Genomic DNA, 21,978 nt, shown 5'->3' with positions numbered 1-21,978 from the left:
AAAACGCTCGACTGGAGAACCCCAGCCGAGCGCCTGCGTGATCTACTGACAGCCGCGTAAGCCATCAGGTGTTGCGAGGACCCCAAGAATCCGCCAGATCCGGTGGCGGGGCGCCGTCGCGTTGCACGGCGAGTCAGGGAGCTCAGTCGAGCGGCTCCAGGAACTCGAGCCTGTTCCCGACGGGGTCCTCGGAGTAGAAGCGGCGGTGCCCCGGCAGGTTGTCGTCCCAGACGACCTTGGCACCCCGTTCCTCCAGTCTGCCGGCGTACGCCTCGATCCCGGTCACCCGCAGCCCCGGGTGCGCCTTGCGGGCGGGCCGGAAGTCCTCCTCGACGCCCAGGTGCAGCTGCACCGGCCCGGCGGCGAACCAGCAGCCGCCGCGGGCGGCGAGGACGGGCGGTTTGGGGACCTCGGTCATGCCGAGGACGTGTGTGTAGTACGCGCGGAGCCGGTCCTCCGAGCCGGGCGGCGCGGCGAGCTGGACGTGGTCGACTGCGGTCAGCACGGTCAGAGCTCCTTACGGGCGACGGCGAAGATGCGGCGGAACGGGAAGACGGTGCCGCGCGGCCCGGGCGGGTAGGCCTCGCGCAGCAGGTCGCGGTACTCGGCGAGAAAGGCGTCCGCGGCGTCCCGGTCGTCCTCGAGGGCGGTCAGGACGGGCCGCAGGGCGGTTCCCTTGACCCAGTCGAGCACCGGATCGGGGCCGGACAGCAGCTGGTGGTACGTCGTCTCCCAGGTGTCGACGGCGCAGCCCAGTTCGGTGAACCGGGCCAGGTACTCGGCGGGTTCGAGGAGGTGGACGTAGCGGGCGCCGTGGCCGCCCAGCCGGCTCCGCCAGCGCGGGGTGTCGCAGAGCTCGGCGAGCAGGGCGTGGCTGGGGGCGGTGAAGTTGCCGGGGATCTGGAAGGCGAAGGTGCCGCCGGGGCGCAGGCCGTGGATCCAGGCGGCGAAGGAGCCGGGGTGGCTCGGGACCCACTGGAGGGCCGCGTTGGAGACGATCAGGTCGTACGGCTCCTCGGGGAGCCAGCTCGCGAGGTCTCCGTGCCGGAAGTCGAGGCTGCCGCCGCCGGCGGTCTTGCCCGCGTACTCCTCGCGGGCTTGCCGGAGCATTTCCGGGGAGAGGTCGAAGCCGGTGATGCGGGCCTCGGGCCATCGCTCGGCGAGCAGCGCGGTGACGTTGCCGGGGCCGCAGCCGAGGTCGGCGATGCGGGCGGTGGGGGTCCCCCCGGACGAAGTCTGGGGGAGGGTGGGGAGTTCGGGTATCCGGTTCAGGAGGTCGAGAAAGGGACGGGTCCGGTGTCCGGCGTGCCGGAGGTACTGCTGGGGGTCCCAGGTGGGCGCGGCGTGGGTGGTGGCCGCGGGGATCCTTGCCGACGCGATATCGGAATGCATGTTCGAGCCTCCCTGCTGGCGGGGCGGGCGGAAGCGGAAGCTGTTCCGGCCCCCTCCATGCCCATCGTCGCCCAAAATATATCTTGACGTCAAGACTCATGTCATCAAGATATCCATACCCGAGATCCTCGATTTGAAGAGACTTCACGTCGACATACCCCTTACACTGATCGGCATGGAGGACGAGGTCGACCGATTGGTCGCGGCATGGCGGCGGGAGCGCCCTGACCTCGACGTGGAACCGCTCGAAGTGCTGAGCCGCGTCAGCAGGCTCGCCCGCCACCTCGACCGCGCCCGCAGGCTGGCCTTCTCCGAGCACGGCCTGGAGCCTTGGGAGTTCGACGTCCTGACGTCGCTGCGCCGCGCCGGTGCGCCCTACCAGCTCTCCCCCGGCCAGCTGCTGACACAGACCCTGGTCACGTCGGGCACCATGACCAACCGCATCGACCGGCTCGCCAAGAAGGGCCTCGTCGAGCGGCTGCCCGACCCCAACGACCGGCGGGGGGTGCTGGTCCGCCTGACGCCGGAGGGCCGCGACCGCGCCGACCAGGCCCTGGCCGGCCTGCTGGCCCAGGAGCGGGCGATCCTCGCCCAGCTCTCCCAGGCCCAGCGCGGCGATCTCGCGGCGCTGCTACGCCAGTTGACCGCTCCGTTCGACAACATCCCCGGCTAGGTCCGCCGGCCGCACACCGGCCCGCCGGGCCAGTGCCACCGCCGCGAGCGTGGAGTGCACCCCGAGCTTGCCCAGCACGTTCTGCATGTGCGTGCGGACGGTGTGCGGGGACAGGAACAGGCGGGCCGCCACGTCCTTGCGGCCCAGCCCCGCCACCATGCAGCGCAGCACCTCGTGCTCCCGCGGCGTGAGGGACTCGACGAGCCGCTCGCTGTCCGTACGGTGCTTGCGCGCAGCGGTCAGTTCGCGGAGTACTCCGGTGAGCAGCGCGGGCGGAAGGTGCGTCTCCTCGCGCAGGACCCCGCGGATGACGGCCAGCAGCCGCGAGAGCGAGCAGTCCTTCGCCACCCAGCCGGAAGCCCCTGCCTGCAGGGCGTGCGCGGCCCGGCGCGGGTCGTCGCGCTCGGCGAGCACGACCGTGCGGACCCCGGGGTGGGACACCCGTACCCCGGCGACCAGTGCGATCCCGTCTGTGCCGGGCGGTGACCCGGAGCCCGGTTCGCGCTGGGCGGGCACGGTCCCGGCGGCGGCGCCGAGATCGGCGTCGACCAGCAGGACGTCGAAGCGGCGGCCCTCGGCCACCGCCCGTTCGAGGCAGCGCAGCGCGGCGGGGGCGCTGCCGGCCGCGGACACGTCCACGTCGGGCTCGGCCGCGAGCGCGGCTGCGAGCGATTCGGCGAAGATGCGGTGATCGTCGACCACGAGAACCCGGATGCGAACCACAAAACCCCCAAGGGTCGGGGAACGGACGACTGCGGGTACGGCGCCCGGACCGGGTGATCCGCAGCTGCCGCGGCCGCCGCCGAGACATCTCTGCACTACCCCGGACCGGACGCCGTACCCGGCGTGTCTCGACCCCTGAATCAACACCGGCCCCCACCGGTGTCACGCATCAGCGTAGAACGGGGCACGGCTCGCGGTTGGCCGAATAGCAGAAGTTTTCCGAGCGATTTTCCGGTTGGGCTGTGGCGAACGGGGAGTGGCGTGGCTTGAATTCGACCGCACGGAAGGCCTGGAAGGCGGTTTCCGATCAGGGTGTGCCCCGGGCAGTTGCACGGAGGGAATTTCACCCGGCGTGTGCACGCCGGGCGCCCGCGCACTGCGCCCGCTCACGGCGCTGGCCCGTATCCATGCGCTCCCTGCGCGCGCCGCCGCACGCACCGCGCCCCCCGCACCATCGGGTGCGGGGGGGCGGGGGTGAGCAGGTGCGGCAGGGAGTCAGGAACGGTGCTTGCGCGTGAAGTTCCACGCGTCCGTGATGATGCCGGTGAGGTCCGAGCGGGCCGGCGTCCAGCCGAGCCTCTCGTGGGCCGCGCGCGCGGAGGCGACGAGTACCGCCGGGTCGCCGGCCCGGCGCGGGGCGACGACCTCGGGGATCTCCGCGCCCGTGACCTTGCGGACCGTCTCGACGACCTCGCGGACCGAGAAGCCGTTGCCGTTGCCGAGGTTGCAGATCAGGTGCTCGCCCCCGGTGGCGGCCTCCAGGGCGGCCAGGTGGGCCTCCGCCAGGTCGGCCACGTGGATGTAGTCGCGGACGCAGGTGCCGTCCGGGGTCGGGTAGTCCTCGCCGAACACCGAGATCGACTCCCGCTCGCCCAGCGCCACCTGGAGCACCAGCGGGATCAGGTGGGTCTCGGGGTCGTGCCGCTCGCCGAACTCCCCGTACGCGCCCGCCACGTTGAAGTAGCGCAGCGAGACCGCCGCCACGCCGTGCGCCGCGCACTCGCCCGCGATCATGTGGTCGACGGCCAGCTTCGAGGCGCCGTACGGGTTGGTGGGCTTGGTGACCGAGTCCTCGGTGAGCAGGCCCTCGGTCGGCTCGCCGTAGGTGGCGGCGGTGGAGGAGAACACCAGCTTGCGCACTCCGGCCCCGCGCATCGCGGCCAGCAGGGCGAGCGTGCCGCCGACGTTGTTCTCCCAGTACTTGCCCGGGTTGACGACGGATTCGCCGACCTGCGAGGACGCCGCGAAGTGCAGCACCGCGTCGTAGGAGGAGTCCAGGTACCGGTCGGCGTCCTGGATCCGGCCCTCGATGAAGGCGGCGCCCGCGGGGACGCCCTCGCGGAAGCCGGTGGAGAGGTCGTCGAGGACGGTGACCTCGTGCCCGGCCTCCAGGAGGTGCGCCGCAACGACGCTGCCGACGTACCCGGCGCCGCCGGTGACCATGTACTTAGAAGACGCCGTCTTGCTCACTCGCCTACTGCCTCTCACAGGGGGATGCACGCGGGGCGCGTGCACATGCCGGTCACTGGCTTACCGGATTAAAGGCTTCCGGGGAAATCGGCGGCCCCCGCCGGCAGCCCCGCCCGGTCCAGCAGACCGGTCCGGGCGGCCAGCGCGGCCGCCTCCAGCCGGGAGCCGACGCCCAGTTTCATCAGCACCCGCTGCACATGCGTACGGGCGGTGCTGGGCGCGATCTCCATGCCCGCGGCGATGAGCCGGGTGTCCTCGCCCTCGGCGACCCGGACCAGCACCTCCACCTCGCGCGGGGTGAGCAGCCGCAGCAGCCGGCTGCCCTCGTCGTCGGGCTGGGCGGCGGGGTTGAGCAGCTCCGCGAAGGCCCCCTGGAGCAGCTGCGGGGAGATCGCGACCTCCCCCGCACGCGCCTTGGCCAGCGCCCGCTCCACGCCTTCGATGCGCTCGTCGTGGCGTACGTACCCCGAGGCGCCGGCGGCGAAGGCGGCCGCGATCCCGCGCGGGCTCGGCACCGGGCCGAGGACGACGACGGCGATCTGCGGCCGCTCCCGCTTGATGCGGACGACCGGCTCGAAGACCCCGGGCTCGGCGGGCGTGGCGGTGCCCAGCAGGCAGACCTCCGGCGCCCGGCTGATGACCAGTTCGGCGGCGCCCGCGGCCGGGGCGGCCGCGGCCAGCACCCGGTGCCCGCGCAGCTTGAGGGCCGAGGCCAGCGCCTCGGCCAGCAGTCGGTGCTCGTCGAGCACCATGACCCGTACGCCCATCGCGCACCACCCCCGACCCTTCTGACCCGGCAAGCTACACGCTTGTTCGACGGTGCGCGGCGGATACCGCGCAGAAGCCCCCGGAAGGCGGACCTTCCGGGGGCTCGTACCTGCTGCGGGGACCGACCGGGATCGGCCGGGGATCAGCTGGCGCTGAACGAGATGAACAGGTACTCCGTGTCGCCCGCCGAGGACGGCTTCCTGGCCGTCGTCCGGGAGATGAAGAGCTTGCCGTTGTGGTAGCGGTATTCGGAGTAGTCGGGCGAGTAGTCGGCCTCGGTGGTCCGGCTGCCCACCGGGTTCTCCATGAGGAGGGTCTCCTTCATCGTCTTGCCGTCGATGCTGACGATCTGGCCGCCCTTGTCGTACGGGGGCTCCTTGTACGCGATGACGTTCGGCCCGTCCATGCGGAGCGGGAACAGGGTGCGGTGCTCGCCCGCGTCGGCACGGTCGGTGGTCTCCTTGCCGGTCTCCAGGTCGAAGGAGAGCAGCTCGTTGGTGCGGCCGCCCTCCTCCTTGCCCTGGTGTTCGACCGAGGGCAGGTAGACCTTGCCGTTGCCGACCACGAAGCCGGAGCACTTCTCGACCTCGGTGCCCCCGCACTTGCCGCCGTAGTTGCCGGAGGCGAGCGAGATGTGCGCCTTCAGCTCGCCCTTGGGGCCGACGACGAAGAGGTCGCTGACGCCGGAGGCGTTCTTGGCGGTCTTGCCGACGTCGGCGCCGACGATCAGGGGCTTCGTGGAGACGATGGACGCCCACTCGATGCCCGGGGAGAGCTTGTACGAGGCCGTCTGCGCGCCGGTGGCCGGATCCAGGGTCTGGGCGTACAGGGTCTGGTTGTCGCCGTGGCCGCACTTGCGGATCACGGCGAGGGCCTCGCCTCCGGCGTAGCCGCTGTCGTAGCAGCCCTCGCCGTCGACCTTGGGCGTCCACAGGGGCTTGCCGTCGGCGAGGTTCCAGGCGGCGCCGCCGCTGGTGCCGCCCGCGGCGACGATCTGGCCGCTGAGCGTGACCTCGTAGTAGGAGGCGGGCTTGTCGCCGGTGGTGGCGCCCTTGGCGTTGCCGGACCAGACGAGCTTGCCGGCGTTCAGGTCGATGACGCCGACCTCGGTGCACGCCGGGTACTTGTTGTCGGGCGTGGGCTGCGTCGGCCGGAAGAGGACCGCCGTCTTGTTGTCGCTGACGTGCTTGGTCTCCCCGCAGAGCTCGCCCGGGAAGGGGATCTCCCACTTCTTGCCGCCGTCGACGGTGTTGTAGCCGACGACCTTCGCCACGTCGGACTTGACGTAGGTGGAGTCGGTGAGCCAGGAGCCCGCGACGTCGACGATCTCTTCCGGGGTCGGGCTCGGCTGGTTGAACAGCGGCTTCGACTTGGTGTTGGCGGGCGCCTTCTCCGAACCGGCGGTGCCCCCCGCGGGCTTGTCGCCGCTGGGGCTGCCGTTCGCGGTGGGCTGCTTGTCGTCGCCGCCGTCGTCGCCGGAGACGTACCAGAAGCCGCCCGCGATGATCAAGGCGATGGCCAGCAGGGCCGCGCCGACGATCATCAGCTGGGAGCGCTTGTCGTTGCCCGCGCCGCCCGGGGCCGGGGGCTGGGGGGCCTGCATCGGCGCCGGGGGCTGGGCCGCCTGCATCGGGGCCGTGGGCGCGCCGTAGTGCGGCGGGGCGCCCGCGCCGGCGGCGGGCTGCTGCGGGTAGCCGTATCCCTGCTGCGGATAGCCGTACGCCGGCTGCCCCTGCGGGGGCGCGGCCGGCGCGGGTGACTGCACGGTCGGCGGCACGGGCGGCTGCTGCGGGGCCGTCGGCGGTACGGGCGGCACCGGCGGCGGCGCGCCGAAGCCCCCGGGCGGGGGGGTCCCCCATTCGGGCGGCTGGTGGGGGGGCGGCGGGGTACTCATCGGTTGCTACTGCCTCTCGGTGGGCGGCTCGGTGGACTCGTTCACTTGCCGAAGACCATCAGGAGCTTCTCGTCCGTGCCCTTGGCGAGAAGGCGCGTTTGGGAGATGAAGAACCGGCCGTCGACGTAGTCGACCTTCGGGGTGTAGAAGGTGCTCTCGATCGGCGCGGAGGTTCCCGACGGGTTGCGCAGGAGCGCGGTGGGCGTGCCGCCGGCGGCCGGGATCGAGACGACCTCGCCGCCCTGGTCGGACGTGGCCTTGCGGTAGGCGAGCAGCTGGCCGTTCGCGGCGCCCATCGGGGTGAGGGTGCGGCCGTCCCCGGCGGGCGTGCGCCACTTGACCTTGCCGGTGCCCAGGTCGAAGGCGACGATCTCGTTGGCCTTGCCGGATTCCGCGACGGTCGGCATGTAGAGGGTGTTCGCGTCCACGGCGGTGGTGGAGCAGACCTCGACGGAGCGGAAGAGGCCGTTGGTGCACTCCGTGGCGAAGTTGCCCTCGCCGCTGACGGTGGCGCGCTGCTTCCCGTCGGGTCCGAGGACCACGATGGCGCGTTCCTTCTTCTCCTCGTTGCCGATGTCGAGGACGAGGGGGTCCAGCGAGTAGACGGCGCCGACCCGGTACTTCGTGGGCAGTTTGAAGGTCCAGGTCTTCTTGCCGGTGACCGGGTCGGCGTCCGACACCTCGCTCGTCAGGTCGTCGTCGTAGCAGGTGGAGACGGCGATCATCTTGCCCTTGTGCACGACGTACGAGTCGGGCTTGCAGCCCTCGGCGGTGGCGCTGCCGAAGAGCTTGTCGCCGGTGCTGACCTTGAAGGCGCTGGCGGTGCCGCTGCGGCTGACGGCGACGGTGTCGCCGGTGATGCCCAGGCTGGGGCTGGTCATGATGTCGAAGAGGCCCTCCTTGGGGACCTCCTTCGTCCAGCCCTCCTTGCCCGCCTTGAGGTCGACCTGCTTCATCTGGTTGCAGGTGGCGGAGTCCGAGTCGCCGTCCTTGAACATGACGACGGTCTTGCCCTCGGTGGTGGTCTGCGCGGTGACGGAGCAGATGGGAGCGGGGAACGCGAGCGTCCACTTCTCCTTGCCGTCGGTGACCCCGTAGGCGGTGAGGTTCTTCCAGACGCTCTTGACGACGGTGTCGCCGACGATCCACTGGCCGGCGGACTCCACGCCGAGGCCGGGGCCGTCGATCTTGGCGGTCTTGAGCCAGAGGGCCTTGTCCTCGCCCTGCTTGCGGCCGGCGTTGAGGTCTTCGGTCTCCTTGGAGCCGTTGCCGCTGCCGTCGCCCTTGTCCACCTCGGCGGAGGGCTTGTCGTCGGCGGGCCCGGAGCTCTGCGCGACGGGCTTCTCGGGGTCCTTGCCGCCGCCGCCGGCGAACGCGAAGTAGCCGCCGGCGGCGAGGACCAGCACGCCGGCGGCCGCTGCGGCGATGACGACGGCCGTCTTCTTCCCGGGCGGCATGCCACCGCTCTGCTGCATCGCGACGGTCGGCGCACCGGGGGGCGGCGGCGGGAGGTAGCCCTGCTGCGGCATCGACTGCACGGGCTGCGTCGGGGGCTGCTGGGCGTACGGGTTCTCGCCCTGCTGCGGATACCCGTATCCGGGCTGCGGCGGGCCGGGCAGGTGACCGTAACCGGAAGGTGTGGGCGGCTGGTTCGGCGGCTGGGGCGGCTCGGTCATCAGCGCATACCTTCGACGTCGGGTGGCGTAGGGGGATCACCTTTCTATCACTGACAGCGCTCATACATCGGGCCGGTCCAGCCCCTGTTCCCAAGGGAGGACCGGCCCGTGACAACGCCGTTATCAGGTCAGTTGACGCCTGCGGATGGCGGAATCTAGGCCTCCTCGGCCAGCTCCAGCCAGCGCATCTCCAACTCGTCCCGGTCTGAGATGAGTTCACGGAGCTCGGCGTCGAGCTTCGCGACCTTGTCGAAATCGGTGGCGTTCTCGGCGATCTGGGCGTGCAGGTTCGTCTCGCGGTCCGACATCTTGTTGAGCTGGCGCTCGATCTTCGCGAGCTCCTTCTTCGCCGCGCGGGAGTCGCCCGAGGCCGTCGACTTGGCGGCGGCCGGGGCCGGCGCCGGGGCGGCCGCCTCGATCATCTTCTGCCGGCGCTCCAGGTACTCGTCCAGGCCGCGCGGCAGCATCCGCAGGCTCGCGTCGCCCAGCAGCGCCATCACCGTGTCGGTGGTGCGCTCGACGAAGAACCGGTCGTGGGAGATCACGATCATCGAGCCCGGCCAGCCGTCGAGGAGGTCCTCCAGCTGGGTGAGCGTCTCGATGTCGAGGTCGTTGGTGGGCTCGTCGAGGAACAGCACGTTGGGCTCGTCCATCAGCAGCCGCAGGATCTGCAGTCGGCGCCGCTCACCACCGGAGAGGTCGCCGACGGGCGTCCACTGCTTCTCCTTGGTGAAGCCGAACTGCTCGCACAGCTGACCGGCCGTCATCTCGCGGCCCTTGCCGAGGTCGACGCGGTCGCGTACGCGCTGCACCGCCTCCAGGACCCGCAGGGACGGGTCGAGTTCGCCGACCTCCTGGGAGAGGTACGCCAGTTTGACCGTCTTGCCGACGGTGACGCTGCCGGCGGCCGGCTGGACGTCCCCCTGGGTGCGGGCCGCCTCCGCGAGCGCGCGCAACAGGGAGGTCTTGCCGGCTCCGTTGACGCCGACGAGGCCGACGCGGTCGCCGGGGCCGAGGTGCCAGGTCAGGTGCTTGAGCAGGGTCTTCGACCCGGCCTGGACGGTGACGTTCTCCAGGTCGAACACGGTCTTGCCGAGGCGGGCGTTGGCGAAGCGCATCAGCTCGGACTTGTCGCGCGGCGGCGGCACGTCGGCGATGAGCTCGTTGGCGGCCTCGATGCGGTAGCGCGGCTTGGAGGTCCGGGCGGGGGCGCCGCGGCGCAGCCAGGCCAGCTCCTTGCGCATCAGGTTCTGCCGCTTGGACTCCTCGGTGGCGGCGATCCGCTCACGCTCGGCGCGGGCGAAGACGTAGTCGCTGTAGCCGCCCTCGTACTCGTGCACGTCGCCGCGCTGCACGTCCCACATGCGGGTGCAGACCTGGTCGAGGAACCAGCGGTCGTGGGTGACGCAGACGAGCGCGGAGCGCCGCTCCTGGAGGTGCTTGGCCAGCCAGGAGATGCCCTCGACGTCGAGGTGGTTGGTGGGCTCGTCGAGGACGAGCAGGTCCTGGTCGGCGATGAGCAGCTTGGCGAGCGCGATGCGGCGGCGCTCACCGCCGGAGAGCGGGCCGATGACGGTGTCGAGGCCCTGGCCGAAGCCGGGGAGGTCGAGGCCGCCGAAGAGTCCGGTCAGCACGTCGCGGATCTTGGCGTTGCCGGCCCACTCGTGGTCGGCCATGTCCCGGATGATCTCGTGCCGGATGGTCGCCGAGGGGTCGAGGGAGTCGTGCTGGGTGAGCACGCCCATGCGCAGGCCGCCGCTCTGGGTGACCCGGCCGGTGTCGGGCTCCTCGAGCTTGGCGAGCATGCGGATGAGGGTGGTCTTGCCGTCGCCGTTGCGGCCCACGACACCGATCCGGTCCCCCTCGGACACGCCGAGGGAGATGCCGTCGAGCAGGGTACGGGTGCCGTACACCTTGCTGACTGCCTCGACATTGACCAGATTGACGGCCATCAGGAGCGCTCCAGGTGGGGGTCCCCCCGGACGGTGTCCGGGGGAGGGTGTGGATCAGCCCCCCAGCCTAACGCTCCGGGCCGCTCCGGAGCGTTCCACCAGGAGCCAGCCGCCCAGCGCCATGGCGATCGCGGCGGGCGCGGTGACGGGCAGGGCGATCAGGGTGGCGCTGTGGCCTTCGAGCAGGCCGCCGAGCCCGGTCATGGACAGGCCGAGGATGCCGAGCAGGCAGAGGGTGATCCCGAGGGCGGCGAGGGGCCCGCTGCCGGGCTCGGCGGCGGTGGGAGCCGGGGCTTCGAACCGGCGGAAGAGGGCGACGAGGACGGCGGTCAGCCCGGCGGCGGCGAGCAGCCGCGGGGGCACCTGGGCCCACCAGGCGGCGGAGGCGGGTGCGGGGAGCCCGATGCCGAGCGCGAGCTGGGCCGCGTACACGGCGAGCATGGCGGTGAGGTGCCAGAGGAAGGCGGTCATGGCGATCCCGTTGGCGGCGACGACCGTGCGCCAGACGCGGGGGCGGGCGAGCCAGGCGGTGGCGGGGGCCACGAGCAGCTGCACGGCTCCGACGAGCCACGTCCCGTGCGCCAGCAGGGCGAGGGTGGGCGGCGCCATGTTGGAGACCTTCTCGCCGGGCATCCCGACCATGGACAGCGGGTACGGGCCGTACGCGACGAGCAGCACGGCGCCGGTGAGCCCGGCGGCGGCGAGCGGGCCGGGGCGGGTGATCCGGCCGTCGGCGCGCAGGAAGCCGAGCTGGTGGACGGCGAGCCAGACGAACGCGAAGTTCAGGAACTCGACGTACGGGACGTCGAGCGCGAAGCGGAGCACGTCGACGGCGGCCGCGGCCCCGACGAGGAGGGCGAAGGCCCCCCAGCCCCACCGCTGGTGGAGCTTCAGCAGGGCCGGGGTGAAGGCGACCATGGCGAGGTAGATCCCGATGAACCACAGCGGCTGGGTGACCAGCCGCAGGGCGGCCCCGGTCAGCCGCCCGTCACCGCCGCCGGCGAGCTGCACGGCGAGCGCCCCGGCGGTCCAGACGAGGACGAACACGAGGGTGGGCCGCAGCAGCCGCTGGAGCCGGGCCCGCAGGAAGGCGGCGTAGACGGGCCGCCCGTCGGCCTTCCTGGCGAGGGACCGGTACGACAGGGCGTGCGAGAACCCGCCGACGAAGAAGAACACCGGCATGATCTGCAGCCCCCAGGTGAGCACCTGGAGCGCGGGGACGAGGGCGAGCAGGTTCCCTATCCCGTCGCTGCTGACGGCGGCCATCAGCCAGTGCCCGAACAGCACGGTCCCGAGCGACCCGACGCGCAGCAGGTCGACGTACCGGTCCCGGCTCCCGGGGGTGGCGTCGGCGAGGTCCTTGGCGGTGTATCCCATGGGGGCACGTTCCCGCGCGGGCCCCGGCCGGGACCAGAGCGCAGATACTCATGTCGCCCTGGGTACGTACGGGGACCCGGATCAGGACGGCAGGACCGTTGCCCCCGGGGCCGGGCTGGTGGCCGTGCGGGTGGTGCGGCAGGTCGCCGAGGCCTCCAGGGCCGCGGCGACCTTGAGCGCGGATTCCGGGTCGCGGACCAGGAAGGCCGTCGTCGGGCCCGAGCCGGAGACCAGCGCGGCCAGGGCTCCGGCGGACGTGCCCGCCTCCAGCGTCGCGGCCAGCTGCGGGCGCAGCGACAGCGCCGCCGGCTGGAGGTCGTTGGCCAGGGTCGCGGCCAGCGCGTCCGGGTCGCCCGATGCGAGGGCGGCGAGGAGCGCCGGCGAAGCCTGCGGGGCCGGGACGGACCGCCCCTCGGCCAGGCGGTCGAACTCGCGGAACACCGCGGGCGTCGACAGCCCGCCGTCGGCCACCGCGAACACCCAGTGGAAGGCGCCCGCCTCCACCGGGGTCAGGAGCTCCCCGCGCCCGGTGCCCAGCGCCGCCCCGCCGACCAGGCTGAACGGCACGTCACTGCCCAGCTCCGCGCAGAGCTCCAGCAGCTCGGCCCGCGGCGTGTTCAGGCCCCACAGGGCGTCGCACGCCAGCAGGGCGCCCGCCCCGTCCGCGCTGCCGCCCGCCATGCCGCCGGCCACCGGGATGTTCTTCGCGATGTGGATGTGGACGGCGTCGGACAGGCCGTGGCGGGCCGCCAGGATCTCCGCCGCCCGCGCCGCCAGGTTCGTCCGGTCCAGCGGGACCTGGTCCGCGTCCGGGCCCGCGCAGGTGACGGTCAGGGCATCGGCCGGGGTGACCGTCACCTCGTCGTACAGCGACACCGCCAGGAAGACGTTGGCCAGGTCGTGGAAGCCGTCCGGCCGGGCCGCGCCCACCGCCAGCTGGACGTTGACCTTCGCGGGGACCCGTACGGTCACGCCGCCGCGTGAACCGCCGCGCGCTCCGCCGCTCACAGGGCCGGCCTCTGCGCCGCGGGCTTGTGCTCGGCGATCGCCGCGAACTCCTCCACCGTCAGCGACTCCCCGCGCGCCTGCGGGGAGACACCGGCGGCGACCAGCGCCGCCTCGGCGCCCGCCGCCGAGCCGGCCCAGCCGGCCAGCGCGGCGCGCAGCGTCTTGCGGCGCTGTGCGAAGGCCGCGTCCACGACGGCGAAGACCTCCGCCTTCGAGGCGGTCGTCTTGATCGGCTCGGCCCGCCGCACCAGCGAGACCAGACCCGAGTCCACGTTCGGCGCCGGCCAGAAGACCTTGCGGCCGATGGACCCGGCGCGCTTGACGTGGGCGTACCAGTTCGCCTTGACCGAGGGCACTCCGTACACCTTGTTGCCCGGCTTGGCGGCCAGCCGGTCGGCGACCTCCGCCTGCACCATCACCAGCGTGCGCTCGATGGTCGGGAAGCGGTCCAGCATGGTCAGCAGCACCGGCACGGCCACGTTGTAGGGCAGGTTCGCGACGAGCGCGGTCGGCGCCGGCCCCGGCAGTTCCTCCACCAGCATGGCGTCGGAGTGCACCAGCGCGAAGCGGTCCTTGCGGGCCGGCATCCGCGCCTCGACGGTGGCGGGCAGCGCCGCGGCCAGGACGTCGTCGATCTCGACGGCGGTGACCCGGTCGGCGGCCTCCAGCAGCGCGAGCGTCAGCGACCCCAGCCCGGGCCCGACCTCGACCACCACGTCGTCGGGACGCACCTCGGCGGTGCGCACGATACGGCGCACCGTGTTGGCGTCGATGACGAAGTTCTGGCCCTTCTGCTTCGTCGGCCGTACGCCGAGTACGGCGGCCAGTTCCCGGATGTCTGCCGGGCCGAGAAGGGCGTCGGGGGGCGTACTGGTCGTGCTCTCGGGCTGCTGCTCTGCGGTGCTCACCGGTAAAGCGTCTCAGATCGGCTCGGGTTTCCCGCATGCGATCCTCGCGTTGCGGGACCGCCCGGGAAGTGACTCGTCCTCCGCCCGGCTCTTCGCCCGCGACGGCAGCGGGCGATCGATCAGCCGTGGTAGAGCCTCCGGCCGCAGTGGGGCCACGGGCTCGCCCCCCGCTGCACGTAGAGCTTCTTCGCCCGGTACGTCTGTTCCGCGCCCGATGCGTCCTGGGGCCGTCCGCTGCCGCCGAGGCTCTGCCAGGTGTGGACGTCGAACTGGTACAGCCCGCCGTACGTGCCCGAGGCGTCGGTGGAGGCGGGCCGTCCGCCGGACTCGCACTGGGCCAGCGCGTCCCAGTCGAGGCCGTCCGCCCCGGAGACGGAGCTCGGCAGCGGCTTCGTGCCGACCTTGACCAGTTGGGTGACGGGCTCGCGGACGGTCTCCTCGGCGACCTTGCGGGGCTTCTGCCGGACCCCGTTGACGGTGCGCAGGACGTACGTGACCCTGCGCGCTCCGGGGCGGCCCGCCTGCTCGACCACCTCGGTGCCGGCGAACAGTTCGTCGTCCTCGGCCCTCTCGATGCCGTACGGGATGCGCTCCTCGCGGACCTCCCGGGTGCCGGCGATGCGGAGCACGGTGACGGTCTGGCCGTCGCGCGGGAAGGAGTCGGGCGGGACGGAGGTGGTGTCCTGGCCCTGGAGGGTGATGCCCGCCTGGCCGAGGGCCTCCTGGATGGTGGCGGCGTTGGTGCGGATGGTGCTTTCGCGGCCGTCCGCCATGAACGTGACACTGCGTTCGGTGCGGACGGCGAGGGCGAGGCCGGCGCGGGGCACGGGGGCGGTGCGCGGGGCGGAGAGGTAGGCGCCCTCGACGCGGACGCCGAACTGGCGCAGCGCGCCCTCGATGGTGCCGGCGGTGGTCCACACCTGGCGGCTCTGCCCGTCGAGGGTCAGCTGCAGGGGGCGGCCGTAGCGGACGACGATCTCGTCGCCGTCGTCGAGGGCTTCGCCGCGGGCGGGGGCGACGAGGTCGTGGGGGCCGACGCCGAGCCCTTCGGAGGCGAGGAGCTCGTCGACGTTGTCGGCGAAGGTGTGCAGCGTCCTGGGCTGCCCGTCCACGGTGAGCCGTACCGACTTGTCGGCGGCGACGAAGGCCGTGGTGCCGCCCGCCAGGAAGGCGACGACCAGCGCCTGCGGGACGATCCGCCGCCAGCTGTCCCGGCCCGCAGCCGTCGCGGCGGGTTCGGCCCGGCGCCGTCGGCCGGTTCCGGCGGGGAAGGCGTGGACGACGGCGACCGGGCCGGCGCTTTGCCCCGGGCCCGTGCCGGTGGTGCCGGGGTCCGGGCTGCGGCGGCGCCCGGTGCCGGGGCCGAGGGCCGCCGCGAGGTCCGCGCCGCCGGCGGGCGCACCCCGGCGCCGCCCGGTCGGGGCGGCGGGTGCGAAAACGGCTTCGATGCTCTTGCGGCGCCGGGCGGCTCGCCGCTCCCCGGTGCGCGGGGCGGGCACGGCGGGCTCGGTTTCCGGGGCGGCCTCGTCCCCGTACACCCCGGTGAAAGGAATCTCGCTCACGATGCTCGCTCCACTGGTCCGGCCCCATCGGTTCGGGCACGGCACCCTAGCGGAGCGCCCGTCACTCGCCAAAGCCGGACGGCTACCCTGCGTGTCGCACGGGCGGGCGGACTCAGTAGTCGAAGGCGCGCGCCGTGTTCGCCGCCAGGGCGGTGGCCATCGCGTCCTCGCCGATCCCCCGCACCGCCGCCATCGCCCGTACGGTCAGCGGAATGAGGTACGGCGCGTTGGGCCGTCCGCGGTACGGCGCCGGGGTGAGGTACGGGGCGTCCGTCTCGACGAGCACCAGCTCCAGCGGGGCCACCTCGAGGGCTTCGCGCAGCGGCCGGGCGTTCTTGAACGTCACGGTCCCGGCGAACGACATGTAGTACCCGGCGGCGGCGCACTCGCGCGCCATCCCGGCGTCCCCGGAGTAGCAGTGGAACACCGTCCGCGCGGGCGCGCCCTCCTCGCGCAGGATGCGCAGCACGTCGGCGTGGGCCTCGCGGTCGTGGATGACAAGGGCTTTGTCCTGCCGCTTCGCGATCTCGATGTGCGCGCGGAAGGAACGCTCCTGCGCCGCCATCCCCTCGGGCCCGGTGCGGAAGTAGTCGAGCCCGGTCTCGCCGACGGCCTTGACGTGCGCGAGCTTCGCGAGCTCCTCGATCTCGGCCAGCGCCTCGTCGAGCGCGGCCTCGCCGCCCCCGGCCCGCACGCCCTGCCGGGACCATCTGTCGGGGTCCCCGTGGACGATGCGGGGGGCTTCGTTCGGGTGAAGGGCCACGGCCGCGTGGACGTTCTCGTACGCGGCGGCCGTCTCGGCCGCCCAGCGGGACCCCTTCACGTCGCAGCCCACCTGGACGACGGTGGTCACCCCGACCGAGGCGGCCTTGGCGAGGCCCTCCTCGACGGTGCCGCCCTGCATGTCCAGATGGGTGTGGGAGTCCGCCACCGCGACCCGGAGGGGTTCGGGCAGCGGCGGCGGGGTGTCCTTGGAGGCAGTGCTCATACGGCCGATCTTATGACCGGGATCTATGACCGGCGGAAGATCCTCATCAGCCGGGAGAGCCAGCCCCCGCGCTCCGCGCCGTCGTCCACCGGGACGGGCCCGGGCGCGTCGTGCTGCGGGGTCTTGCGCTGCTTCGGAGCCCGCGGGACGTTCGCGCCGGCCGGCACCGGGCCTGCGATCCCGGGCGAGATGCGGTGGTGGTAGAGCTTGTCGATCGTGCCGAGCACCGAGGACACCTGGCCTTCCCGCATGATCCGCACCACGTGCCCGCCGCAGTTGTGGCAGGTCGGGTTCGACAGCGGGGAGGGGACCCGCTCGCCCTTGACGGTGTAGATGATGAAGGGCTGGCCCTTGCCGTCGACGTGGTGCTCGATCTCGTAGCCCTGCTCCCAGGCGTACCCGCACTTCATGCACGCGAAGGAGTAGGCCTCGTGCACGGTGTGCACACCGGGGGTGGGCACGGAGACGGGTACTGCGGGCGCGGGTACGGGTACGGGTACCGAGGTGTCTGCGATCTCACTCATGCCAGCTCCTCTTGTTCCACTGGTGCCATTGCCAGTGGACGCCTCTTCGGGCGGGAGCGCATCAGGCCCTGTCTACTGTTGGACGGCCTTTGGGCGACTCATGCCCAAAGCGCCCGGTGCGCGGTCTGAGCTTTGCTTTTCAGGTTAGCTCTTTACCGTCTTAGAGCACCTTTTGAGCCGCATTCTTTGCCGCGACGACCGCGTCGAAGACCTCCCGCTTGGGTACTCCGGCCTCGGCCGCGACGGCCGCAATGGCTTCTTTTCGCCGCTCCCCGGCCTCCTCGCGCACCCGTACCCTGCGCACCAGCTCCTCGGCGTCCACGTCGCCGGGCCCGGCCGCCGGGGCGCCCTCCACGACGACGGTGATCTCCCCGCGCACGCCCTCGGCGGCCCAGGCCGCCAGCTCGCCGAGCCCGCCGCGCTTGACCTCCTCGTACGTCTTGGTCAGCTCGCGGCACACGGCGGCCCGCCGGTCGGCGCCGAAGACCTCGGCCATCGCTGCGAGGGTGTCGTCGAGCCGGTGCGGGGCCTCGAAGTAGACGAGGGTGCGGCGCTCGCCCTCGACCTCGCGGAGCCGGCCGAGGCGCTCGCCCGCCTTGCGCGGCAGGAACCCCTCGAAGCAGAAGCGGTCCACCGGCAGCCCCGACAGGGCGAGCGCGGTGAGCACCGCGGACGGCCCGGGCACGGCGGTGACCTTGATGTCCTTCTCCACGGCGGCGGCGACCAGCCGGTAGCCGGGGTCGGAGACGGACGGCATGCCGGCGTCGGTCACCAGCAGCACCCGCTTGCCCTGCTCCAGCGCCTCGACCAGCTCCGGGGTGCGCGCCGACTCGTTGCCCTCGAAGTACGAGACGACGCGCCCGGTGGTGTGCACGCCGAGCCCCTGGGTCAGCCGGCGCAGCCGCCGGGTGTCCTCGGCGGCGACCACGTCGGCCCGCTCGAGCTCGGCGGCGAGCCGGGGCGGGGCGTCGGCGAGATCGCCGATCGGGGTGCCTGCGAGCACGAGCACGCCTGCGGAAGAGGAGGTTTCGGAGCCGGGAAGCTGGTCAGTCGTCACCCGTCCATCCTCTCAGCCGTCCCACCTGGCACACGCTCCGGCGGTCCCCGGCACTGGGGTTCGCACAGGTGCGTTCCCTACGATGACCCGGTGACCAGTACCGCGATGCCGCCGCCCAGCCCCGCGGGGGCCCCGCCCGCCCCTCCGGCGGGGCGCGAAGAACAGCCGTCCACCTGGCTGCGCCGCCTGCGCGGCTTCGGCTACGCGCCGCCCGCCGACGACCCGCGCCCGGACGTCCGCACCCGCCTGGTGCCCCCGTACGCCCAGCCCTCCGACCAGCTGTGGACGGCGCTCGGGATCCCGTTCTCCGCGGCGGGGGCCTGGCAGCGCGTGCTGGCGTGGGCCGGGCCGGTGCTGGTGGCGCTGGTGGCCGGGGTGCTGCGCTTCGTGCACCTGGGCAGCCCGAAGGCGGTGATATTCGACGAGACGTACTACGCCAAGGACGCCTGGGCCACGATCCGGCAGGGCTACGAGGCGAGTTGGCCCAAGGACATCGACAAGTCGATCCTCGCCAACCCCGACGGGGTGGCCCTCCCGCTGGACCCCGGCTACGTCGTGCACCCGCCGGTCGGCAAGTGGGTCATCGGGCTCGGCGAGTGGATGTTCGGCTTCACGCCGTTCGGCTGGCGGTTCATGACGGCCCTGCTCGGCACCCTGTCGGTGTTGATGCTGTGCCGGATCGGGCGCCGCCTGTTCCGCTCCACCTTCCTGGGCTGCCTGGCGGGCGCGCTGCTCGCGGTGGACGGCCTGCACCTGGTGATGAGCCGGACCGCGCTGCTCGACCTGGTGCTGATGTTCTTCGTGCTGGCCGCGTTCGGGGCGCTGCTCGTCGACCGGGACAGGGCGCGGGCCAGACTTGCGGCCGCGCTCCCGGTGGACGACGAGGGCCGCACCCGCCCGGACGTCACCGTCGCCGAGACGCTGCGGCTGGGCTGGCGCCCGTACCGGATCCTGGCGGGCGTCTGCCTGGGCCTGGCCTTCGGCACGAAGTGGAACGGCCTGGTCGTGCTGGCCTTCTTCGGCGTGCTGACCGTCTTGTGGGACGCGGCCGCGCGCCGCACCGCGGGCGCGGGCGCCCCGTACGCGGCGATGCTGCGCCGCGACGCGCTGCCGGGCTTCCTGTCCACGGTGCCGGTGGCGGTCGCGGTGTACCTGGCCTCGTGGACGGGCTGGATCCTGAGCCCGGACAACGGCAAGGGGGGGTACTTCCGCGACTGGGCCGCCAAGAACGACCAGGGGAGCTCGCTGTCGTTCCTGCCGGAGTGGCTGCGCAGCCTGTGGCATTACGAGACCGAGGTCTACAAGTTCCACGTCGGCCTGACCTCGGGCCACACGTACGAGTCCAACCCGTGGAGCTGGCTGGTCCTGGGCCGTCCCGTCTCCTATTTCTACGAGTCCCCCGACCCCGGTACGGACGGCTGCCCGGCGACGGCGGCGGGCAAGTGCGCCCGCGAGGTGCTGGCCCTGGGCACCCCGCTGCTGTGGTGGGCGGGCTGCTTCGCGCTGCTGTACGTGCTGTGGCGGTGGTTCTTCCGCCGCGACTGGCGGGCGGGCGCGATCGCGTGCGCGCTGGGTGCGGGCCTGCTGCCCTGGTTCAACTACCAGGAACGGACGATCTTCTTCTTCTACGCGGTGGTCTTCGTCCCGTACCTGTGCCTGGCGGTGGCGATGATGATCGGCGCCCTGCTGGGCCCATCGGGCTCGACGGAGCGCAGGCGGGCGCTGGGCGCGATCGCGGCGGGCGTCCTGGTGCTGCTGATCATCTGGAACTTCATCTACTTCTGGCCGGTCTACACGGGCCAGCCCGTCCCGATGGACTCCTGGCGCGGCCGCATGTGGCTGGACACCTGGGTCTAGCAGCGAAACGACGGGAGGGCGGGACCGGCGGTCCCGCCCTCCCGGTCGTTGCGCCTGCGCCCGCCCCCGCGGACTTCGCCGCCCAGGCGCGCCCGACGACCCCGGAAGCCGCCGCCGGTGATCCGACTCACGTGCTCTCGAGGAGCGGACGGCTGGATCCGAGGCGTTCCGGTCCGGTAACAAGCTGTACTTCATTCACTCGCACAGCGTAAGGTCTGCACCTGGAGTTCTTTGAACATGTTCAGGGAACTGTGGCTCCTGGGGAGGGGAAGTACGTGAACGGGGCGGCGAAGGGTGCCATCGTCGGCGGGGTGTTTCTCGCGATGGTCGGCGGGGCCGGGTACGGGGTGCACACGCTGATCGCGGACAGCGGCGGAGGCGGTGGCGACGACGGCAAGGGCGGCGGCACCGCCGTCCAGTCCCAGAAGGGCAGCGGGCCCGTCACCGACAAGGAGAGCGCCGCGGCCGCCAAGGGCTTCCTGGCCGCCTGGGCGGCCGGGGACGCGCGCGCGGCCGGCGACCTGACCAACAACCCGACGGCCGCGCAGACCGCGGTGGCCGATTTCAAGGCCAAGGCGTACGTGTCCAAGGCCGTGATCACCCCCGGCACCCAGGAGGGCACCACCGTGCCCTTCAAGGTCGAGGCCGAGATCACCTACGAGGGCACCACCAAGCCCTTCGCCTACGATTCCCGGCTCACCGTCGTACGCGGCGTCGACAGCGGGAAGCCGCTCGTCGACTGGCAGCCCTCCGTCCTCCACCCGCAGCTCCAGAAGGGCGAGCGGCTGCGCGCGGGGGCGCCGGCCAGCCCGCCGGTCAAGGCCGTGGACCGCAGGGGCGAGGAGCTTTCGGCGGAGAAGTACCCGTCGCTGCGGCCGGTCCTCGACGAGCTGCGGCAGACGTACGGCAGCAAGGCGGGCGGCAAACCCGGCGCGGAGCTGTGGATCGAGCCGGCCGCGCAGGACGGCGCGAAGCGGACGCTGCTGACCCTGGTGGAGGGCGAGCCGAGCACGCTCAAGACGTACCTGGACGCGGGCGTGCAGGCGGCCGCGGAGAAGGCGGTGGCCAAGTACCCGGAGTCCTCGGTCGTGGCCGTCCAGCCGAGCAGCGGGCAGATCCTGGCCGTCGCCAACCACCGCAAGGACGGCTACAACGCGGCGATGCAGGGGGCGCGGGCGCCCGGCTCGACGCTGAAGATCATGACGGCGGCGATGCTGATCGACCGGGGCAAGGCTGCGGCCGACAAGCCGGCCGAGTGCGTCAAGGAGGCCTCCTGGGGCGGCCGTTCCTTCCACAACCTGAACAACTTCGAACTGCCCGGGGCGACGTTCGCGACCAGCTTCGCCAAGTCCTGCAACACCGCCTTCATCAAGCAGATCGACGACGTCAAGGACGACTCGGCGCTGTCCAGGGAAGCCACCGAGGTCTTCGGCATCGGCCTGGACTGGAAGACCGGCATCAAGTCCGTCGACGGCAAGGTCCCCGCGGCCTCGGGCGCGGAGGCGGCGGCCGAGTACATCGGCCAGGGCCACGTCACCATGAACCCGCTGAACATCGCTTCGATCACGGCGACGGCGCGCACGGGCCGGTTCCACCAGCCGCTGCTGGTCTCGCCGGAGCTCGACAACCGGCCGGTCGCGGCGGCGGCGCGCTCGATGAAGCCGTCGGTGCAGCGGCAGCTGGTCTCGATGATGCGGTTGACGGCGACCAGCGGAACGGGCGCGGGCGCGATGTCCTCGGTCGGCGGCGACAAGGGCGCCAAGACCGGCTCGGCGGAGGTCGACGGCGCGGGAAGCCCGGACAGCTGGTTCACCGGCTTCAGCGATGACGTGGCCGCGGCGGCGATGGTCGAGGCCGGCGGTCACGGCGGCGACGCGGCGGGCCCGATCGTGGCGGCGGTGCTGTCGGCCTCCTGACGCGCCCCGCGCAGCGGGCCGCTGCCGCCACCCTGACCGACGTCCGCGAAGGCTGACCGCCGATTCCGGCGCCGCCCCGGCGCTTTCCGGACCCGCCGCGGCACGATCCCGGCCCCGCCGGCGTGTGCGTCGCGAGAGCCCGGGGCGCACGCCCCCGGCGGCCGCCGGGGGCACCGCGCGCAGGTCCGGGCGCAGCCCGGGACACGGAGAAGGGGCGGCCGGGCGGGGAGCAG

The 21,978-nt window shown here is 72.6% G+C and carries 18 protein-coding genes; 3 read left to right on the top strand and 15 right to left on the bottom strand.

Annotated features, from left to right (window positions below; all coding sequences use genetic code 11):
- Window positions 1–142 precede the first annotated feature (142 nt).
- Both AB0I68_RS18415 and AB0I68_RS18410 read right to left on the bottom strand, forming a co-directional pair.
- The gene (locus AB0I68_RS18415) at window positions 143–505 is read right to left on the bottom strand and encodes a VOC family protein (RefSeq protein WP_363178345.1); all 363 of its coding nucleotides are present in this window, start codon (window positions 503–505) and stop codon (window positions 143–145) included.
- A gap of 2 nt (window positions 506–507) precedes the next feature.
- On the bottom strand, window positions 508–1,392 hold the full coding sequence (locus tag AB0I68_RS18410; RefSeq protein ID WP_363178344.1) for a trans-aconitate 2-methyltransferase: 885 nt from the start codon (window positions 1,390–1,392) through the stop codon (window positions 508–510).
- Between the two features lie 175 nt (window positions 1,393–1,567).
- Between AB0I68_RS18410 and AB0I68_RS18405 the strand changes: the two genes are divergently transcribed.
- Window positions 1,568–2,065: a MarR family transcriptional regulator gene (locus AB0I68_RS18405; protein WP_030297045.1), complete on the top strand. Its 498-nt coding sequence runs from the start codon at window positions 1,568–1,570 to the stop codon at window positions 2,063–2,065.
- Here the strand turns inward: AB0I68_RS18405 and AB0I68_RS18400 are convergent.
- The 13 genes from AB0I68_RS18400 to rsmI form a co-directional block, all read right to left on the bottom strand.
- Window positions 2,024–2,788 (bottom strand): response regulator transcription factor, encoded by a 765-nt coding sequence (locus AB0I68_RS18400; protein WP_363178343.1) that lies wholly within the window; start codon window positions 2,786–2,788, stop codon window positions 2,024–2,026. The two genes, AB0I68_RS18405 and AB0I68_RS18400, sit on opposite strands and share 42 nt — an antisense overlap.
- 495 nt (window positions 2,789–3,283) lie before the next feature.
- Window positions 3,284–4,231 carry a UDP-glucose 4-epimerase GalE gene (galE, locus tag AB0I68_RS18395; RefSeq protein WP_363178367.1) on the bottom strand — a complete coding sequence of 316 codons (948 nt, stop codon included), beginning with the start codon at window positions 4,229–4,231 and terminating at the stop codon, window positions 3,284–3,286.
- 95 nt (window positions 4,232–4,326) lie between these two features.
- Window positions 4,327–5,025 carry a response regulator transcription factor gene (locus AB0I68_RS18390; RefSeq protein WP_363178342.1) on the bottom strand — a complete coding sequence of 233 codons (699 nt, stop codon included), beginning with the start codon at window positions 5,023–5,025 and terminating at the stop codon, window positions 4,327–4,329.
- 143 nt (window positions 5,026–5,168) lie between these two features.
- Window positions 5,169–6,920 (bottom strand): PQQ-binding-like beta-propeller repeat protein, encoded by a 1,752-nt coding sequence (locus AB0I68_RS18385; protein ID WP_363178341.1) that lies wholly within the window; start codon window positions 6,918–6,920, stop codon window positions 5,169–5,171.
- Window positions 6,921–6,961: 41 nt separating this feature from the next.
- On the bottom strand, window positions 6,962–8,596 hold the full coding sequence (locus AB0I68_RS18380) for a PQQ-binding-like beta-propeller repeat protein (protein ID WP_363178340.1): 1,635 nt from the start codon (window positions 8,594–8,596) through the stop codon (window positions 6,962–6,964).
- Window positions 8,597–8,751: 155 nt separating this feature from the next.
- Window positions 8,752–10,548: an ABC-F family ATP-binding cassette domain-containing protein gene (locus AB0I68_RS18375; RefSeq protein WP_363178339.1), complete on the bottom strand. Its 1,797-nt coding sequence runs from the start codon at window positions 10,546–10,548 to the stop codon at window positions 8,752–8,754.
- 54 nt (window positions 10,549–10,602) lie between these two features.
- A complete protein-coding gene (locus tag AB0I68_RS18370; RefSeq protein ID WP_363178338.1) occupies window positions 10,603–11,925 on the bottom strand; it encodes an acyltransferase in 1,323 nt (440 codons plus the stop codon).
- An 81-nt stretch (window positions 11,926–12,006) separates the two neighbouring features.
- On the bottom strand, window positions 12,007–12,897 hold the full coding sequence (locus AB0I68_RS18365) for a 4-(cytidine 5'-diphospho)-2-C-methyl-D-erythritol kinase (RefSeq protein WP_363178337.1): 891 nt from the start codon (window positions 12,895–12,897) through the stop codon (window positions 12,007–12,009).
- A gap of 32 nt (window positions 12,898–12,929) precedes the next feature.
- The gene (gene rsmA, locus AB0I68_RS18360; protein WP_363178336.1) at window positions 12,930–13,841 is read right to left on the bottom strand and encodes a 16S rRNA (adenine(1518)-N(6)/adenine(1519)-N(6))-dimethyltransferase RsmA; all 912 of its coding nucleotides are present in this window, start codon (window positions 13,839–13,841) and stop codon (window positions 12,930–12,932) included.
- A gap of 119 nt (window positions 13,842–13,960) precedes the next feature.
- Window positions 13,961–15,403, bottom strand: coding sequence for a ubiquitin-like domain-containing protein (locus tag AB0I68_RS18355; RefSeq protein WP_363178335.1), 1,443 nt, complete (start codon window positions 15,401–15,403; stop codon window positions 13,961–13,963).
- Window positions 15,404–15,515: 112 nt separating this feature from the next.
- Window positions 15,516–16,391 (bottom strand): TatD family hydrolase, encoded by an 876-nt coding sequence (locus AB0I68_RS18350; RefSeq protein WP_363178334.1) that lies wholly within the window; start codon window positions 16,389–16,391, stop codon window positions 15,516–15,518.
- A 23-nt stretch (window positions 16,392–16,414) separates the two neighbouring features.
- Entirely contained in the window at window positions 16,415–16,801 is a 387-nt protein-coding gene (locus AB0I68_RS18345; RefSeq protein ID WP_363178366.1) for a hypothetical protein, read from the bottom strand.
- A 274-nt stretch (window positions 16,802–17,075) separates the two neighbouring features.
- Entirely contained in the window at window positions 17,076–17,972 is an 897-nt protein-coding gene (rsmI, locus tag AB0I68_RS18340; RefSeq protein WP_363178333.1) for a 16S rRNA (cytidine(1402)-2'-O)-methyltransferase, read from the bottom strand.
- 105 nt (window positions 17,973–18,077) lie between these two features.
- Between rsmI and AB0I68_RS18335 the strand changes: the two genes are divergently transcribed.
- Together AB0I68_RS18335 and AB0I68_RS18330 are read left to right on the top strand one after the other, a co-directional pair.
- On the top strand, window positions 18,078–19,829 hold the full coding sequence (locus AB0I68_RS18335) for a phospholipid carrier-dependent glycosyltransferase (protein ID WP_363178365.1): 1,752 nt from the start codon (window positions 18,078–18,080) through the stop codon (window positions 19,827–19,829).
- A gap of 275 nt (window positions 19,830–20,104) precedes the next feature.
- Window positions 20,105–21,745 carry a penicillin-binding transpeptidase domain-containing protein gene (locus AB0I68_RS18330; RefSeq protein ID WP_363178332.1) on the top strand — a complete coding sequence of 547 codons (1,641 nt, stop codon included), beginning with the start codon at window positions 20,105–20,107 and terminating at the stop codon, window positions 21,743–21,745.
- Window positions 21,746–21,978 lie beyond the last annotated feature (233 nt).

It is taken from the genome of Streptomyces sp. NPDC050448, from assembly GCF_040655295.1.
Classification (GTDB): domain Bacteria; phylum Actinomycetota; class Actinomycetes; order Streptomycetales; family Streptomycetaceae; genus Streptomyces.
The sequence above is the reverse complement of the archived record's forward strand: the minus strand, read 5'-3'. Positions and strand labels throughout refer to the sequence as shown.

Coding starts and splice junctions, on each gene's coding strand:
- AB0I68_RS18410 (WP_363178344.1), bottom strand. CDS start 1,392: ATGCATTCCGATATCGCGTCGGCAAGGATCCCCGCGGCCACCACCCAC.
- AB0I68_RS18405 (WP_030297045.1), top strand. CDS start 1,568: ATGGAGGACGAGGTCGACCGATTGGTCGCGGCATGGCGGCGGGAGCGC.
- galE (WP_363178367.1), bottom strand. CDS start 4,231: ATGGTCACCGGCGGCGCCGGGTACGTCGGCAGCGTCGTTGCGGCGCAC.
- AB0I68_RS18390 (WP_363178342.1), bottom strand. CDS start 5,025: ATGGGCGTACGGGTCATGGTGCTCGACGAGCACCGACTGCTGGCCGAG.
- AB0I68_RS18385 (WP_363178341.1), bottom strand. CDS start 6,920: ATGAGTACCCCGCCGCCCCCCCACCAGCCGCCCGAATGGGGGACCCCC.
- AB0I68_RS18380 (WP_363178340.1), bottom strand. CDS start 8,596: ATGACCGAGCCGCCCCAGCCGCCGAACCAGCCGCCCACACCTTCCGGT.
- AB0I68_RS18375 (WP_363178339.1), bottom strand. CDS start 10,548: ATGGCCGTCAATCTGGTCAATGTCGAGGCAGTCAGCAAGGTGTACGGC.
- AB0I68_RS18370 (WP_363178338.1), bottom strand. CDS start 11,925: ATGGGATACACCGCCAAGGACCTCGCCGACGCCACCCCCGGGAGCCGG.
- AB0I68_RS18350 (WP_363178334.1), bottom strand. CDS start 16,391: ATGAGCACTGCCTCCAAGGACACCCCGCCGCCGCTGCCCGAACCCCTC.
- AB0I68_RS18345 (WP_363178366.1), bottom strand. CDS start 16,801: ATGAAGTGCGGGTACGCCTGGGAGCAGGGCTACGAGATCGAGCACCAC.
- AB0I68_RS18335 (WP_363178365.1), top strand. CDS start 18,078: ATGCCGCCGCCCAGCCCCGCGGGGGCCCCGCCCGCCCCTCCGGCGGGG.